Below are 16,641 nucleotides of genomic sequence, written 5' to 3' on the forward strand. Positions count from 1 at the left end.
AATATCTGAGATATTAATATCAGGGGCTAATCCAACCTACTTATCTAGTCAATTATCATTCAATTCGCTTTGTTTCATCAATTATGTTAATTAATTGCGTTGATAAGTATTAAATGCATTAATAACAGTATTTAGACCCTCATCAGTGATGTCTTTATGTAATACGATTCTAAGCGAATTACCCGCGCCGCCATAACTTAATAAAATCTTGTTTGATTTCATGGTTTCATTTAGCTTGATAAGAGTCTGTTCACTGTCATTAATAAAAATCATATTGGTTTGAGCTTGATTATCTTTTACTTGCCAGCCTAAGTTAATTAAACATTCAGCTAAGGTGCTTGCGCGATCATGATCTTCTTTTAGTCTATTAATATTATGTTCTAGGCAAAATAGTCCAGCTGCAGCTAACACACCACTTTGTCGCATGCCCCCACCAAGCATTTTTCGCCAAGCCTTAGCTCTGCTTATAAAGTCAGTATTGCCACATAAAACTGAACCTACAGGAGCACCAAGCCCCTTTGATAGGCATAATGACACTGAATCATATGGCGCTGTCAGTTTTTTTAACTCTGTATTTGTTGCAATAGAGGCATTAAATAGCCTAGCGCCATCTAAGTGAACTTTAAGGCCATGTTTTTTTCTAACCGTTTGGCAAACAGTTTCTTGATAGCCTAAATCAATGACTTTCCCATTGAATGTGTTTTCTAGGCAAAGTAAAGTGGTTGGTGCAAAATGAATATCTTTAGGTTTGATACTTGCTAATACTTTTTCAAGTGGCAAAGTGCCATCTTCATTCTCTATAATTGGTTTAGGGAGAGTCCCTCCTAAGACAGCGCTTCCGCCTGCTTCATATTGGTAAATATGTGCATGTTCACCAACAATAAATGAGTCGCCACGCTGGCAATGTGCTAGGATAGCAACAAGATTTGATTGGGTGCCAGTAGGCATAAAAAGAGCCGCTTCTTTACCTGATAAAGTAGCTGCTTTTTCCTGTAATAGGTTAACAGTTGGGTCATCTTCGTAGACATCATCCCCAACTTTAGCCATGCTCATAGCTTGACGCATTTTTTCACAAGGTTGGGTCACGGTATCACTTCTTAAATCAATTATCATATTAGCTCCAATTAAATATCATTATAGTAGTATAGAACTTTAAATTAATAGGTGAGTATATGCAAGATAAGATACCTTCTCGCACTCAAGAGAATGGTTTGAATGACACTATTTTAGATGCAGACATGCAGCGTTATAGGCGTAAACGCTATATTTTTTTATTAGGCTTCATTTCTATGCTGATGCCTCTTGCCGTTGATATGTATCTATCTGCTATGCCAGCTATGGCAAAATTCTTTGCAACGAATGAAGGGCAAATTCAACTGACATTGAGTAGCTATATATTAGGTTTTGCTCTGGGGCAACTTATTTATGGTCCTATTTCAGATAGTATTGGCCGAAAACCTGTTATTATTTATGGTATTTTGACCTTTGCATTGGTTTCGCTTGGCTGTGCGTTTGTTGAAAATATTGACCAGTTAATTGTGCTACGTTTTTTTCATGGCTTGACGGCTGCATCGGCTGCTGTTGTTATCAATGCGCTTTTAAGAGATACGTTTAAAAACCAAGAATTTTCCAAAATGCTTTCAATGGTGTTATTAGTTAGCAATATTGCGCCTCTAACAGCGCCGCTCATGGGAGGATGGATTCTTTATTGGCTAAATTGGCAGGCGATTTTTATTACACTTGGAATTTTAGGGCTATTCACCTTTGTCTTAGCGATGGTAAATATTAAAGAAACATTAATCATTCAAAAGCGACATCCCTTTAGTTTAATTCGCATTTTGAGAAATTTTGTCTCAATAGGAACCAACCCTGCAGTATTATGCTTTATGCTAACAACTTCGTTTTCTTTTTCAGGTATGTTTGCATTTATCACTGCGGGTTCTTCGGTCTATATTGGTCATTTTGGGGTAAGTGAAATTGATTTTGGTTATTACTTTGGCTTGAATATCGTTTTTATGATGATGCTTAATATTACTAACACTAAGCTTGTCAAGCGTTTAGGTGTATTAAGAATGTTAATTATTGGTATTAGCTTACAAACAACCATGAGTGTACTTTTAATCGTGGTTTCTTTATTGGAGTTGCCATTTATCTTTTTTGTACTGTGTGTTTCTGGTTATGTTGGATGTATTGCAATGGTTAGCTCAAATGCTATGGCTATGATTATGGACAAATTTCCTCATATAGCAGGCACGGCTTCATCACTAGCAGGTTTTACCCGATTTACAATTGCAGCGCTAGTTGGGATGGTTCTCGCTCAGATTCATACCGCAAGTGTTTGGCCAATGGTTTTAACAATGAGCGGGTGTATTATATTGGCGGCTTTATTTGCGGCTATTGCCGTTAAGATAACACAAAATAACAGCGCAATAAAATAAGGTCAAAATTAGGTGCATTTTGCAAAGTGCTCGGCATCAATAAAATATTTAATTGAACCGTATCTACAGCTAATTTCAATGATAAAATGACTCAAAATTAATGATCTGAAACCAGATCATTACATTGGTTATATTGTTTCAATATTTTTGAGTCTTATAAGCTATTACGTTATTTAGAATAACGGCATTTTTAACCTGTCATTGTAAAAGCAGAGGAAACTTGCCTAAATAGCGATCAAACTAAAATAGACCATTTCGAGTACCTCCTCGTAATGGTCACCATTTTAATTTACACTATATGAATGGGAATCAATGTGCAGGTTTGAGAATCTCTCAGTACCATTAGAATGGTAATTGGGACAAAATCGGGCTCAGCAACTTCAAATGATTTGGCTATATACTCTGAAATAATATGATTTATGAGACAATTTAAAAAATACAACCAACTATCAATTAATGCTTTAATGGTAATAATGTAATGAATGATATAGAAAATTTTTCTCAGCACACGCCAATGATGCAGCAATATTTAAAAATTAAAGCTGAACATCCAAATGAACTCCTCTTTTATCGAATGGGGGATTTTTATGAAATGTTTTTTGATGATGCGAAGCGGGGATCCCAACTGCTTGATCTCTCTTTAACAAAAAGAGGGGCAAGTAATGGTGAGCCAATTCCTATGGCTGGCATTCCATATCATGCGGCAGATAATTACCTAGCCAAACTTGTTGCTTTAGGTGAATCGGTGGCGATTTGTGAACAAATTGGAGATCCTGCAACAAGTAAAGGACCAGTTGAGAGAAAAGTGACAAGAATAGTCACACCCGGCACCATCACTGATGAAGCTTTGCTAGTTGAAAGGCAAGATAATTTATTGGTCGCGATATCTGTTGTAGAGAAGCATTTAGCTAAAGACCCTGCAGCATGTGAGTTTGGCGTAGCAAGTTTAGATGTGACTTCGGGGCGGTTTTTAGTGATTGAGCTTGTTGGGGTGGATGCACTTAGAGCTGAAATTCAGCGGACGTTACCAGCAGAGCTTTTGTATTCTGATAACATTAGTTTAGACGATATTGGTATCACGGTTAAAGCGCCTAGACGTAGACCAAACTGGGAATTTGAAGAGGTAACAGCAAGGCAGCAGCTTAATCAGCAATTTGGCACAAAAGATTTAGTAGGCTTTGGATTAGAAAACGCTAAAAATGCAATTTGTGCGGCAGGAGCATTACTGCAGTACGTTAAAGATACACAAAGAGCCTCCTTACCACATATTAATAGTATTGTTCTACAAAGAACCGATGATGGAATTATTCTTGATGCCGCTACTCGCCGTAATCTTGAAATCACGGTGAATTTATCGGGCGGCACAGATAATACATTGGCTAGTGTACTTGATAAATGCCAAACAGCGATGGGTAGTCGCATGCTAAAGCGCTGGTTACATGCACCAACACGTCAAAAAAGTGTGTTATTCGCTAGGCAAGATGCGATATCCGCTTTATTTGAGCATCATCAAGCCCTACAAGAACACCTTAGCAAAATAGGCGATTTGGAACGTATTTACGCCAGATTAGCCCTAAGAACGATAAGGCCAAGGGATTTAGTACGTATTAGAGAAGCGATAGGACTTTTTCCAGAGATTCAATCGATTTTAAAAATGACTGAACAACCTGGATTATCTCGTTTTGATACTGCCTTAACAGGGTTTGAAGCAATAGAGCAATTATTAACAGAAGCTGTTGTCGACACCCCGCCTGTTTTAATTCGAGATGGCGGTGTTATCGCCAGTGGCTATCATGCAGAGCTAGATGAGTGGCGTGCTCTAGCTGATGGTGCGACTGATTATCTAGACAGGTTAGAGATTCGTGAACGTGAGTCTTTAGGACTTGATACGTTAAAAGTTGGCTATAATGCAGTGCATGGCTATTTTATTCAGGTGAGCCGCGGTCAAAGTGAAAGAGTACCAATTCATTACGTCAGAAGGCAAACACTTAAAAATGCTGAGCGTTATATTATACCTGAGCTTAAAGAATATGAAGATAAGGTGTTGACATCGAAAGGAAAGTCTTTAGCGTTAGAACGTCAGCTCTATGAAATGTTAATTGACACCTTACTTCCCCATTTAAATGAATTACAAGCCAGTGCAGAAGCGATTGCTGAGTTAGATGTGCTCACCAATCTTGCAGAGCGTGCACTCACGCTTAATTACGTCAAGCCTATTTTGCACGATCAAGAGGGAATAGAAATTGAAGCTGGTAGACATCCTGTAGTCGAACACGTTATTCAAACCCCTTTTATACCCAATTCATTACATTTAACTCAAACAAAGCGTATGTTGATGATAACGGGGCCTAACATGGGGGGGAAGAGTACTTACATGCGTCAAGTTGCACTGATTGTATTATTAGCACATATTGGCAGTTTTGTTCCAGCAAACAGTGCAAAAATAGGGACTATTGATAGAATTTTTACTCGTGTCGGCGCCTCGGATGACTTAGCTTCAGGGCGTTCTACTTTTATGGTTGAAATGACGGAAACGGCTAATATACTGCATAATGCAACCGAAAAGAGCTTAGTTCTGATGGATGAAATCGGTAGAGGGACCTCGACTTATGATGGATTGTCATTAGCTTGGGCTTGTTCAGAGCAATTAGCATTGAAAATTCGCTCGATGACACTGTTTGCCACACATTATTTTGAATTAACCGAGTTGCCTTATCATATACAAACCGTTGCAAACTATCATTTATCAGCGAGAGAGCATAATGATACGATTGTATTTATGCATCAAGTTGAACCAGGGGCCGCGAATAAAAGTTATGGTCTAGCGGTTGCCTCCCTTGCTGGCGTACCTAAAGAAGTTGTGACGCGTGCCCGTAAGAAGCTTAAAGAGCTTGAGAAATTATCAAAGCAAACTCAAACTAGTCAAGTTGAAGGCTCTCAAATGACCTTGATTGAGTTAGATCCGTCTGTAGATGAAGAGGCAAAAGAGAGTGGCGAAATCAGCGAACAAGCGATAGCCGTATTAGAACGTTTAGAACAATTAGATGTGGATGAGTTGACACCAAAAATGGCTTTAGAAACACTTTATCAATTAAAGCAAGCTATTAAATCTTAACTCATCAACATTGATCTCGAAATAAGATCAGATTTTTAGGGCGTAGCTGAATATATAGTTCATATCAGCTATGCCTCTTCCCCTCGCATATAGCCATTTATCAGGTGATTAAAAATATATCTTGGCTAAATCCCTTACTCGATTTTCATGAGTCATGAGTTGATTTGTATTTGTTTTGATTAAAGTTAATTAATTGACGGATTTTTGATAATAGGTTACGTTATCAGAAGACAGAATAATTTATTATCTATACAATTATTATTACTCAATCGTATTGTTTAACGAGTATTAGGAGCTATCTGTTTTTGAACTGATAGTATTGCTATCTAACTTAGAAATAACTTTGTTTGGCGTAAATAAAACAAGGCTGTTTTAATTAATTACGATTCACTAAGTCAAATTATGTCTATTACGCTCTTATTGCCTTTTTTATATCTATTTTCAGGGATGCTTTTATCCCGTATAAGATTTGATTTTAAACGACCAGCCTCGACGTTGCTGACTCGCTTTGTGATTCCGATTGTGATTATTTATAATATATCAGCAAGTGATCCTGATTTTTTCTTAATCATCATTGCAAGTTTTGTCATTATGGCATTAATGCTTCAGTTAGCAAAACGACTTTCAAGTGATCCAGTTGAAGAGCTTTGTTTTTGTTATCTTAACATAGGCTGGTTAGCATTACCGTTATCGAGTGCTATTTTTGGCAATGAAGCTGCTTCTGTTATGCTCGCATTTTATGTAGGGAGTTCATTGCAAGCTAATCTTGCAAGTATAAATTTATTTAGCCCTAAAACTCAGCTCAAGACGCGGTTAATTCGTTTATTAAAAGCGCCTCATATCTGGGCACTTTTAATTGGAGTTGTGCTCATTCCTTTTAAGGGCTCTTTTTTAGAGTTAGTCACACCAATCTATATTATGATGAAATTCCTAATGAGCGCAATTGGAATGATGATTTTAGGTGCATGGTTGATTAAAACGCGTTTATCTATCAATGACTTTAAGCGGTCTGCTTATTTTATGTTAATTCGTATGGGTGTTTTAGCTGTTTTAATTACCTTTTTTGTGATGTTAGCCAATTATTTTTCGCTTACTTTGGTAACCAATAATTTGCCAGTGCTTTATTTATTATGTTTCTTACCACCAGCAGCTTACGTCGTTGTATTGGAAACTCAATTTTTGAAAACAGGTAAGAGTGCTAAAATTATCGCAAGCAGTACATTGTTGAGTTTTATTTTTATTATTGGTTATATCTTGATTTTAATTTCATGTGGCTGGTTATGATAGAGTTGAAACGCTATGAAAAAGAATAAGTACGCTTCGGTGTTAACGGCTTCGATAAATTCATTTTCTTAAAACAGCTTAAAAAGCCAAAATACTACGCTTTTAGACAACCATCTATAACAACCACCAACACACCCTATAAAATGCACACGATTGGGTTACAAAAGTGTGCATTGTGAGCGCCATAACAGAGCGTTGTTAATATTATTTGCAAAAAATCACTCGGCCCTTAATCTACATATTACTTAGGTATCTCTGGTTGTATTAATGGAAATGCAGGTAATGCTGCTAATAAACGCTTACCATAACCTTTTGTCAGCAGCCTATTATCATAGATGATGATTTCACCACGACAATCATGACTTCTGATAAGTCTACCAACTTGCTGGATTAAACTAAAAGAAGCTTGAGGGAGACTCAATAGGTCAAATGGTGAGCGGTTTTTACTGCGAAGCCATGCGTCTTCTGTTTTAACCACGGGATTTGTGATAGGTGGAAAACCAATTTTATGAATATGGACTTGAGTTAAATATTGCTCTCGTAAGTCAAGGCCTTCTGAGAATGAGTTTAGTCCAACTAGCACACTTTTTTCCCCGTCATCAATACGAGATTTATGTAGCTCAATCAATCTAGAGCGTGGTTTATCCCCTTGAACGAGTAAACTGAGCCGTAATGCTTGAGTGAGTTCAATGAATTTTGACATAGCACGATTACTATTAAATAAAACTAAAAATGCTTGGTGATCTGTCTGCTCAAATTGGTGGATAAAAAATCTTGCCATCTCATTTAAATGCGCTTCTTCATTTTCCATAGCTGGGCTATTTTTCATTTTAGGGATCAGAATTCTACCCTGCTCATGGTGAGTAAATGGGGACGCTAAAGCGATAAAGTTATCGTTTAAATCTGGTCTCAATCCAGTTAATTCTTCAAGGCGACTAAAGCTATTTAGCGATCTTAATGTTGCTGAGGTGATAACAACATGTGGCACTTGATTCCAAATAATACGAGTCAGCGCATCACTGACCCTTAGGGCTGCACAATGAAAATACGTATACATGACTGAGCCATTAAAGGATCTTGACAGCCATTTACTAATAGGAGCCTGTGAGGAGGCTTCTTTGCAGGCTAATTGCCATAATTTATTTAAGTTATCAAAATAACCAAAATACCGGCTGAACTGTAATTGAAATTTTTGTATTTTGCTAATGTCATGTTTTGCTGTTTGGTCATTAAAATATTCAAGAAAAAAATCAGCAATACCGGCGAACTTGCTGCATGATTGTTGTAGTGCATCACACAACAATGTAAATTCTTCTGTCAATTTGCCTAGCTCAAAAATGTGCGTCACTTCATTTCTATCTGAGTATCTATCTTGTCCTTTTGATTCATTTTCCGCTGGTAAAAATGAATCGGCTATGATGGTTAAGTGATCGCATAACTCCTTTGCGAGTTCAATTTGACTATCAAATTGCTCTAGATTTTTTAGTAAAGCAGGCTTATCAGGTGGATCAAAAAGAGCAGTTGCTTGTTTGATAAGTTTACTAAACCCATCAAATTGATTAAGCATTTGAAAAAGAGAGATTTCTGCATGAACTTCTTGTGAATCACGTGCAACATCAGGGATATGGTGACCTTCATCAAGCACTAAAAGCATTTTATCAGGAGCAGGTAAAAGCGATTCACTTTCTAGCGCCGCTAATACTAATGCATGATTGGTAACTATTACATCAGCGCTTTCAATGTCTCTTCTTGCCAGAAAAAAAGGGCACTCACGATAGTGAAAGCAATTTCTACCTAGGCAATTTTGCTTATCGGTACTCATTTTTTGCCATAAAGAATCACTTATAGTTTCACTATGATGATCTCTTACACCATCCCATTGATTTTTTGCAAGGTTATCATAAAGCTTAAAGCATTGTTCTGATTCAGTTTGATTGACACTAAATTCGTCATCATCATATAGGTCTAAAAAGCCAGTTTGAGAGTCATTTTTACTGGCCAGGTAAGATAAATTACGAGGACAGACATACCTTGCACGACCAAAGGCGATGACATATTTTAGTTCAGGTACGATTTTATGGATTAAAGGTAAATCTTTATTAAAAATTTGGTCTTGTAATGCAATGTTAGCAGTGCTAATGACAAGCACCTTTTGTTCATGCTGGCATACTGCGATACCAGGTAGAAGATATGACAAGGTTTTACCAACTCCCGTAGGCGCTTCTATGACAAGATGTCTACCATCTTTACCATAAAGGCATTTAGCGACTTGAGCTATCATTTCACGTTGAGGAGCCCTTGAAATAAAGTTAGGGATCAACTGTTGTAGTGATTTATACCAATCTGTAATCTTAGTGCGTACTTCATTCGGTAAAGACATTGATCATTCCAGTTAAGTGTTGCTGTATATATTTGTATGGTTTTTCAATCACTGAGCAATTTGAGGATTAATTTGCTAAAATAATCGAACAATTCTGTCTACTTTAACAAATTTAAGGTTCAAATATGAAAAAATTATTATTAATTATCATTTCAGTGGTTGCGATTGCACTTTTTTTCTTTATAAAGCCATTTAGCTATAGCTTGACGGAAGAGAGAGTTAATCGCTATTTTATCGAAAGAGCAGATAGCGAAAAATTTAACAAACAAATCGCCATTTCTGATCTCGCTGAAGCGTCCATCAAATTATCGGATATGACGGCTCAAATAGGCAGGCGTGAACCCAATAAAATTCAATTTGATGCCAAAGCCTCGATTGATGTTAAATCTTTATTAGGAAACCGTGATACCACTTTAACCTTTAGTCTCTCTGCAGCGCCGTATTATAACGCAGATGAGAGGGCAATATATGTGAAAGATGTCGAAATACTCAACGCGACGACTGAATCTTCTAGTGTAAACGCAATGATGCCTGTTATGAAACCAATTTTAGAAGATGCACTTTCTTCTTATTTCGAGACAAAACCTGTGTACCAGCTTAATCCCGAAAAAAGATGGAAAGAAAAATTAGCCTATCGTTTTGGTAAAGGGATTGAAGTGGTACCAGGCAATATCATTATCACCTTTAGAGACTAGGAGTGGTCGTGGACTATTCATTTGGTTTTATCGCTAAAAAATTGATTAGTGGAATGCTTCAACCGTTACCACTTCTATTATTGTTCATGGCAATTGGTTTATTGTTAGTTTGGCTAACTCGATTTCAAAAAACAGGAAAAAGCCTTTTAACATTTTCCTGGATAAGTCTATTCTTGATTAGTTTGCAACCAGTCGCAGATTCATTGCTTTTACCGATTGAAACTCAATATACAACCTTTGATGCTAATACGATTAAACTTAAGCATCCAGAGATAAAATATATTGTGGTATTGGGAGGAGGGCACGCGTATCACCCTAACTGGGCACCTAGTTCTAATATTCTCAATAACAGTTTACCGAGAATAATAGAGGGTATTCGGATTCATAAAGAAATCCCAGGGAGTAAATTAATTTTCACTGGTGGGCCTGCTTTAAATTCAAGAACAGCAGCACAAAGCGCAGAAGCTGTCGCACTATCCATAGGGGTTCAACCAGAGGAAATTATACGTAGTGATACGCCAAAAGATACAGCTCAAGAGGCAAGGGCAGTAAAAGATATAGTGGGTAAAGATTCTTTTATTTTAGTGACTTCTGCAAACCATTTACCAAGAGCAGTTAAAGCATTTGAACTAGAAGGATTATCACCTATTCCAGCACCAGCAAACCAATTAGCGATGACCAATAACATGCCATTTTGGGAAAAATGGTTCCCATCAGCGCTTTATTTATCTCATTTTGAGCGAGTTTGGAGCGAACTTATGGGGCAAGGTTGGCAAGCGCTCATGCATCAGAAAAATATTGAGCAATCACCCTAACAAATATACAAAGATTCCGCAGTCTAGCCACAATATCATGGATAATTAGTGCTTAGATGCGGAATAATAGTAACTAAATCATTCTCTTGCGTGATTAATGCTGTAGCGAGGGATTTCAACAACTAAATCTTCTTCACCAACAATAGCTTGGCAACTTAATCGACTTTCAGGTTCTAGTCCCCAAGCTTTATCAAGCATATCCTCTTCAGCATCACTTGCTTCATTTAATGTTTCATAACCTTCTCTGACAATGCAGTGGCATGTTGTACACGCACATACTTTTTCACACGCATGCTCCATATCCATACCATTTTTAAGTGCAACATCTAAAATAGACTCTCCTGGTAATGCTTCTACAACTGCACCTTCAGGGCAGTACTCTGCATGAGGTAAAAATATAATCTTTGGCATTGTTATTCTCTCTTTTAAGTCAGTTTGCTATGTCTATTTAAATTACAATTTATCGATTGATTGGCCTTTTAGTGCATTTTGGATGGAATGGTTCATGCGTAAGGCAGCAAATTCCTCAGTAGCATGACTCAAAACTTCAATTGCATTATCAAGGGTTTTAATATCCGATTGAGATTTATCCTCAATGAGTGTTTTTAGACTATTCATAGCTGATAATATGGTGTCTAATGAAGTTTTCTCTAACAAAGATTGATCAACTAATAAAGCAGCTTCAACACTTTCGATTAAGCGAGCGGCATCCACTCTTTTTTCAATGATAAATCTATTTTGAACATCTTCTTTAGCATGTTCGATTGACGCTTTAAGCATATCTGCAATTTCAGAGTCAGATAAACCATAAGACGGTTTAATAGTAATATTGGCTTGAACGCCTGTTGATTTTTCCATTGCACTTACACTCAGAAGTCCATCTGCATCTACTTGAAATGTAACCCTAATATGTGCGGCGCCTGCGGCCATCGGCGGTAAGCCTTTTAATGAAAATTTTGCAAGTGAACGACAATCTTTTACAAGCTCTCTTTCTCCTTGTAAAACATGAATAAGCATACCTGTTTGCCCATCTTTATAGGTCGTAAATTCTTGAGCTCTTGCTATTGGAATGGTTGTATTTCTTGGTATAATTTTTTCAACTAACCCACCCATCGTCTCAATTCCAAGGGAGAGCGGAATCACGTCTAATAAAAGCATTTCGCTATCAGGCTTATTCCCTACTAGTATATCCGCTTGGATTGCAGCGCCAATCGCCACAACTTGGTCTGGATCGATTGAAGTTAAGGGTGCTTTACCAAAGAAATCGCCTACTTGTTCTCGAATAAATGGAATGCGAGTTGAACCTCCAACCATCACAATATTATCAACTTCATCAATGGTAATACCCGCATCTTTCAGATTGCGTTTACATACAATCAGTGTCTTATGGACAAGTGGGCTAATCAAACGCTCAAATTTATCTCGCGTAATAAGATAGTTTTGTTGATTAATATTTAAGTTAAACTCGGTCAACTCACTTAAGGCTTTTTTAGCAATGATAGCTTGTTCAAGTAATTGTCTGTGTAACGTAGGGTCTTTTTCAATTGCGCTTTGAAGATTGAGCTCTTCAGATATGGCCTGGACAAGTAGCATATCAAAATCATCACCACCTAATGCAGCGTCACCACCTGTCGATAATACTTCAAATACGCCTCTACTCAGTTTAAGTAAGGATACATCGAAGGTGCCGCCTCCTAAATCATAAATTGCAATGATACCTTCTTCTGCGCTATCAAGCCCATATGCTACAGCTGCCGCAGTCGGTTCATTAAGAAGGCGAAGTACATTAAGGCCTGCGAGTTTAGCTGCATCCTTTGTTGCTTGCCTTTGTGCATCATCAAAATAGGCCGGTACAGTAATGACCACACCCTCTAATTTATCACCTAATGAAAGTTCAGCACGTGTGGCTAAGGCTTTTAATATATCAGCTGATACTTCAATTGCGTGTTTTTGCCCATGATCAGTGATAAATAAGGGCATGCCGTGTTCAGTTTCAGTTAATTCATAAGGTAGGTGTGGATATCGAGTATTGATATCATTTAGGTTTTTTCCTATTAATCGTTTAACTGAAATAATTGTATTTTTAGGATCGATGCTAGCATCTTTCAATGCATCATAACCAACTGTGATGGTGTCTTTAGTGTATTGAACGACTGATGGTAGCAGAATTCTATTTTCTTCATCTGCTAAGGGTTGGGCAAGCCCGCTTCTAACTGTTGCTACTAATGAATGGGTGGTGCCTAAATCTATGCCAACCGCTAGTTTGCGTTGATGAGGGGCGGGCATCATACCCGGTTCACTAATTTGTAGCAGAGCCATGTGAGTTCCTAATGCTAAATGTTTATGAATGATTAAGGTGTCTAGAAATTGAGTTATTATACCACTAAAAAAAATAAGCGGAGCATAGCTCCGCGACCTAGTATCTTTTTTTAGATACTGTTTTAAGCGTATTACTCTAAGTTTTGTTGATTAATGGACACTATCCTCTTCTAATTCATCAACTTGAGTTAAAAGACGCTCGTAGTATTTAAGTTTTCTCAAACAAGTGGCCGCTTCATCCCATGTATCATTTTCAATTGCAATGAACAGATCATTTTTCAATACGCGTTCTTCCATATTGATTTCTTGGATCAAGATAGCTAGATTAATTAATAACTCTTCAGAATTACCTTTGGTATTCGCTTTTAGAGCATCAATGCGCTCTCTTAATTCAAATTGATGTTGTAAAAATGCATTGTCATTTAATGTGACCATTTCATTTTGAATATCAATCCCTTGTAAAAGCAATAAGTAGCCAGCACGTTTTATTGGATCTTTCAATGTTTGATAGGCTGAGTTTATCTCAGTTGCCATCTGCAAAGCTTTCAGTTTTTCAGCATCACTTGCCGAAGCAAAACGATCTGGATGAAACTGACGTTGTTTGGTTTGGTAAACATCACTTAAATCGGTTACATCAATAAAATAATCTTCAGAAAGATTAAATAGTTTAAAATAGTTCATGGATATCATCTAATAAAACAAAACTTACAAGTTTTTAATATAACAACAGAGCAAAATTGACACTTAAATTGTGAAACTTTCACCACAGCCGCATTCATTTTTAACATTAGGGTTATTAAACCTAAAGCCTTCATTTAAGCCTTCTTTGACAAAATCTAATTCTGTACCATCTATGTAGAGAAGACTTTTTGCATCGACAATGACATTCACTCCTTTATCAGTGAATACTTCATCATCGGCATTGGGCTCATCAACAAACTCTAATACATAAGCCATACCAGAACAGCCTGACGTTCTGACGCCTAAGCGTAAACCAAACCCTTTACCTCGATTGGTTAGAAACGCTTGTACGCGAGTTGCGGCAGCTTCTGTTAAATATATGGCCATCTTAAGATCCTTACTATTGACTTAAATTAAAAATACTAACTGGGAAAAACTCACTCAAACTAGCAGTTCCTTCTGCAAATCAGATATCTGATTGTGCATTTGCAATAGGCAAATAGCTAATCCTTATTTTGGTGCTTACTTTTATAATCTGTTATCGCCGCTTTTATGGCATCTTCTGCCAATATGGAACAGTGAATTTTCACTGGCGGAAGCTCTAATTCATCCGCAATTTCCGTATTTTTTATGGCTGCTGCTTCTTCTAATGATTTGCCTTTCATCCACTCAGTTACCAGTGAACTTGAAGCAATAGCAGAACCGCAACCATAGGTTTTGAACTTAGCATCTTCTATAATGCCTTGCTCGTTTACTTTAATCTGTAGCTTCATTACATCACCACAGGCTGGCGCACCAACCATGCCACTACCAACAGATGGGTCTTCACTATCAAATGAACCTACATTGCGAGGGTTTTCGTAGTGATCGATCACTTTTTGACTGTAAGCCATGATATCGCTCCTTTTATGAATTTTCATTCAGATTGTAGTATAAAGTAAAAAATAATAAATACTTTATGTAAGTGTAATATTGTATGTTAGCTGTTAATATTTTAATTGATTGGTGCTAACTTGTATTATTTAGTAATATTTTTGTGGGTTAGTGTTCAACCCACTCAACTTTTGATAAATCAATTCCCGCTTTATACATATCCCATAAAGGTGAAAGATCCCTTAATCTACCGATTGAGTTATGGACTAATTCAATCGCATAATCAATATCTGCTTCAGTTGTAAATCGACCAAAAGAGAATCGAATTGAGCTATGTGCTAATTCATCATTTAACCCTAATGCACGCAGTACATAAGAAGGCTCTAAACTTGCCGAAGTACAAGCTGAACCAGACGAAACAGCAATATTTTTTAGAGCCATGATCAAGGACTCACCTTCTACGTAATTAAAGCTTACATTTAGGATATGAGGGGCTGAGTTTTCAATTGAGCCATTTAAGTAGACTTCTTCAATATCTTTAATGCCAGCCCAAAGTCGAAGGCGTAATTGATTTAATCTTTGGCTTTCATCTTCCATTTCAAGCTTAGCAATGCGATAGGCTTCACCCATGCCAACAATTTGGTGTACAGGAAGCGTACCTGAACGTAACCCACCTTCATGTCCTCCACCGTGTTGTTGTGCTTCTAATCTAATGCGTGGTTTACGTTTACGGTTAACATAAAGTGCGCCAATTCCTTTAGGACCATATACTTTATGACCAGTAAAAGACATTAAATCGACAGGTATCTCTGATATATTCACTTTGATACGACCAATTGCTTGTGTTGCATCTACATGAAATATCGTACCATTATCACGACATATTTGACTAAATGTTGCGATATCTTGTATAACACCTATTTCATTATTCACAAACATAATAGAAACCAGCACTGTATCTTTTCTTAATGCTGATTTGAGCGTTTCTAACTCAATAAAACCCTGTGCATTTGGCGAGAGATAAGTAATTTCAAATCCTTCACGCTCTAGTTGCCTGCAAGTATCAAGCACGGCTTTATGCTCTGTCTTGCTTGTGATGATATGTTTGCCTTTTGATTTTTGATAAAACTGAGCAGCACCTTTTATTGCAAGATTGATTGATTCAGTTGCGCCAGAGGTAAATACTATCTCTTTTGCACTTGCACCAATAAGATCGGCTACTTGCTCACGAGCAGTTTCTACTGCATCTTGTGCATCCCAGCCAAAACTATGAGAGCGAGAAGCAGGGTTCCCAAATGTGCCTTCAGGTGTTAGATATTGCATCATTTTTTCAGCAACACGTCTATCAGTTGGTGTTGTCGCTGCATAATCTAAGTATATTGGTTTTTGCATAATTTCCTCTATCAATACGACTGCGTAGCTAGGGTTATCTTTCTCAGCTACCTGAAAGCTTTACATCAAGTTTCAGGTATATTTAATTTATCTATCATCAGGTCACGGTTAAGGCTAATTTTGTCCTGAAGATAAAGATAATACCGATATGACCTGATGTTCTTTTGTTGCTTTTGTCATCTGTTTTTCAGATTGTCTTTTTAGTACATCTAATACATCTTGATTTTCTACAATTGCACCGAGCGTGATGCCATTTAAGAAATCATTAATTCTTTGATTAAGTTCATTCCAGATTGTGTGAGTTAAGCATCTTTCACCATCTTGACAGCCGGAATCGTCATTTCGGCATTTAGTTGTATCAATATTCTCATCTACAGCAGAGATAATTTCTCCAATTGTAATGGCATCTTCTGATTTATCCAAAAGATAACCTCCACCAGGTCCCCTGACACTTTTTACTAGTCCCGCTTTACGTAAACGGTTGAATAGTTGTTCTAAATAAGATAATGAAATATCTTGCCGTTCTGAAATTGCTGTAAGTGAAACGGGTCCTGCATGAGCATGTAACGTTACATCAAACATAGCGGTAACAGCATATCGACCTTTAGCTGAAATTTTCATTATTTCGACTCACGAGTAAGTTATTTCA

The 16,641-nt window shown here is 37.2% G+C and carries 14 protein-coding genes; 5 read left to right on the forward strand and 9 right to left on the reverse strand.

Annotated features, from left to right (window positions below):
* Positions 1-90: 90 nt before the first annotated feature.
* Positions 91-1,113: a low-specificity L-threonine aldolase gene (ltaE, locus tag BMW37_RS05585; protein WP_093318459.1), complete on the reverse strand. Its 1,023-nt coding sequence runs from the start codon at positions 1,111-1,113 to the stop codon at positions 91-93.
* 125 nt (positions 1,114-1,238) lie between these two features.
* Here ltaE and BMW37_RS05590 point away from each other — a divergent pair, with 125 nt between their 5' ends.
* The 3 genes from BMW37_RS05590 (at position 1,239) to BMW37_RS05600 (ending at position 6,837) form a co-directional block, all read left to right on the forward strand.
* Positions 1,239-2,438 carry a Bcr/CflA family multidrug efflux MFS transporter gene (locus BMW37_RS05590; RefSeq protein WP_093318674.1) on the forward strand — a complete coding sequence of 400 codons (1,200 nt, stop codon included), beginning with the start codon at positions 1,239-1,241 and terminating at the stop codon, positions 2,436-2,438.
* Positions 2,439-2,916: 478 nt separating this feature from the next.
* A complete protein-coding gene (gene mutS / locus BMW37_RS05595) occupies positions 2,917-5,553 on the forward strand; it encodes a DNA mismatch repair protein MutS (protein ID WP_093318460.1) in 2,637 nt (878 codons plus the stop codon).
* 402 nt (positions 5,554-5,955) lie between these two features.
* Positions 5,956-6,837 carry an AEC family transporter gene (locus BMW37_RS05600; RefSeq protein ID WP_093318461.1) on the forward strand — a complete coding sequence of 294 codons (882 nt, stop codon included), beginning with the start codon at positions 5,956-5,958 and terminating at the stop codon, positions 6,835-6,837.
* A gap of 241 nt (positions 6,838-7,078) precedes the next feature.
* On the opposite strand, the gene dinG is transcribed toward BMW37_RS05600, so the two are convergent.
* Positions 7,079-9,217, reverse strand: coding sequence for an ATP-dependent DNA helicase DinG (gene dinG, locus BMW37_RS05605; protein WP_093318467.1), 2,139 nt, complete (start codon positions 9,215-9,217; stop codon positions 7,079-7,081).
* Positions 9,218-9,342: 125 nt separating this feature from the next.
* On the opposite strand from dinG, the gene BMW37_RS05610 reads away from it, so the two are divergent.
* Positions 9,343-9,912, forward strand: coding sequence for a DUF1439 domain-containing protein (locus BMW37_RS05610; RefSeq protein WP_093318469.1), 570 nt, complete (start codon positions 9,343-9,345; stop codon positions 9,910-9,912).
* Positions 9,913-9,920: 8 nt separating this feature from the next.
* Positions 9,921-10,727, forward strand: a complete 807-nt coding sequence (gene elyC / locus BMW37_RS05615; protein WP_281241260.1) for an envelope biogenesis factor ElyC — start codon at positions 9,921-9,923, stop codon at positions 10,725-10,727.
* Between the two features lie 78 nt (positions 10,728-10,805).
* Here the strand turns inward: elyC and fdx are convergent, their stop codons facing one another.
* The 7 genes from fdx to BMW37_RS05650 all read right to left on the reverse strand — a co-directional run bounded on the left by fdx (position 10,806) and on the right by BMW37_RS05650 (position 16,613).
* Positions 10,806-11,138, reverse strand: coding sequence for an ISC system 2Fe-2S type ferredoxin (gene fdx / locus BMW37_RS05620; protein WP_093318471.1), 333 nt, complete (start codon positions 11,136-11,138; stop codon positions 10,806-10,808).
* 42 nt (positions 11,139-11,180) lie between these two features.
* Entirely contained in the window at positions 11,181-13,046 is a 1,866-nt protein-coding gene (hscA, locus tag BMW37_RS05625; protein ID WP_093318473.1) for a Fe-S protein assembly chaperone HscA, read from the reverse strand.
* A 150-nt stretch (positions 13,047-13,196) separates the two neighbouring features.
* Positions 13,197-13,727 (reverse strand): Fe-S protein assembly co-chaperone HscB, encoded by a 531-nt coding sequence (gene hscB / locus BMW37_RS05630; protein WP_177168590.1) that lies wholly within the window; start codon positions 13,725-13,727, stop codon positions 13,197-13,199.
* 63 nt (positions 13,728-13,790) lie between these two features.
* On the reverse strand, positions 13,791-14,114 hold the full coding sequence (gene iscA, locus BMW37_RS05635) for an iron-sulfur cluster assembly protein IscA (protein WP_093318478.1): 324 nt from the start codon (positions 14,112-14,114) through the stop codon (positions 13,791-13,793).
* A 116-nt stretch (positions 14,115-14,230) separates the two neighbouring features.
* Positions 14,231-14,620, reverse strand: coding sequence for a Fe-S cluster assembly scaffold IscU (gene iscU / locus BMW37_RS05640; RefSeq protein WP_093318480.1), 390 nt, complete (start codon positions 14,618-14,620; stop codon positions 14,231-14,233).
* A gap of 148 nt (positions 14,621-14,768) precedes the next feature.
* Positions 14,769-15,992, reverse strand: a complete 1,224-nt coding sequence (locus tag BMW37_RS05645) for an IscS subfamily cysteine desulfurase (protein ID WP_093318482.1) — start codon at positions 15,990-15,992, stop codon at positions 14,769-14,771.
* Positions 15,993-16,106: 114 nt separating this feature from the next.
* Entirely contained in the window at positions 16,107-16,613 is a 507-nt protein-coding gene (locus BMW37_RS05650) for an Rrf2 family transcriptional regulator (RefSeq protein ID WP_093318483.1), read from the reverse strand.
* Positions 16,614-16,641: the final 28 nt, after the last annotated feature.

It is taken from the genome of Thorsellia anophelis DSM 18579 (genome assembly GCF_900111395.1).
GTDB lineage: Bacteria > Pseudomonadota > Gammaproteobacteria > Enterobacterales > Thorselliaceae > Thorsellia > Thorsellia anophelis.

Bases quoted from the DNA above. Each gene is read 5' to 3' on its own strand.
- ltaE (WP_093318459.1), bottom strand. From the start codon at position 1,113: ATGATAATTGATTTAAGAAGTGATACCGTGACCCAACCTTGTGAAAAA.
- BMW37_RS05590 (WP_093318674.1), top strand. From the start codon at position 1,239: ATGCAGCGTTATAGGCGTAAACGCTATATTTTTTTATTAGGCTTCATT.
- mutS (WP_093318460.1), top strand. From the start codon at position 2,917: ATGAATGATATAGAAAATTTTTCTCAGCACACGCCAATGATGCAGCAA.
- BMW37_RS05600 (WP_093318461.1), top strand. From the start codon at position 5,956: ATGTCTATTACGCTCTTATTGCCTTTTTTATATCTATTTTCAGGGATG.
- dinG (WP_093318467.1), bottom strand. From the start codon at position 9,217: ATGTCTTTACCGAATGAAGTACGCACTAAGATTACAGATTGGTATAAA.
- BMW37_RS05610 (WP_093318469.1), top strand. From the start codon at position 9,343: ATGAAAAAATTATTATTAATTATCATTTCAGTGGTTGCGATTGCACTT.
- fdx (WP_093318471.1), bottom strand. From the start codon at position 11,138: ATGCCAAAGATTATATTTTTACCTCATGCAGAGTACTGCCCTGAAGGT.
- hscA (WP_093318473.1), bottom strand. From the start codon at position 13,046: ATGGCTCTGCTACAAATTAGTGAACCGGGTATGATGCCCGCCCCTCAT.
- hscB (WP_177168590.1), bottom strand. From the start codon at position 13,727: ATGAACTATTTTAAACTATTTAATCTTTCTGAAGATTATTTTATTGAT.
- iscA (WP_093318478.1), bottom strand. From the start codon at position 14,114: ATGGCCATATATTTAACAGAAGCTGCCGCAACTCGCGTACAAGCGTTT.
- iscU (WP_093318480.1), bottom strand. From the start codon at position 14,620: ATGGCTTACAGTCAAAAAGTGATCGATCACTACGAAAACCCTCGCAAT.
- BMW37_RS05645 (WP_093318482.1), bottom strand. From the start codon at position 15,992: ATGCAAAAACCAATATACTTAGATTATGCAGCGACAACACCAACTGAT.
- BMW37_RS05650 (WP_093318483.1), bottom strand. From the start codon at position 16,613: ATGAAAATTTCAGCTAAAGGTCGATATGCTGTTACCGCTATGTTTGAT.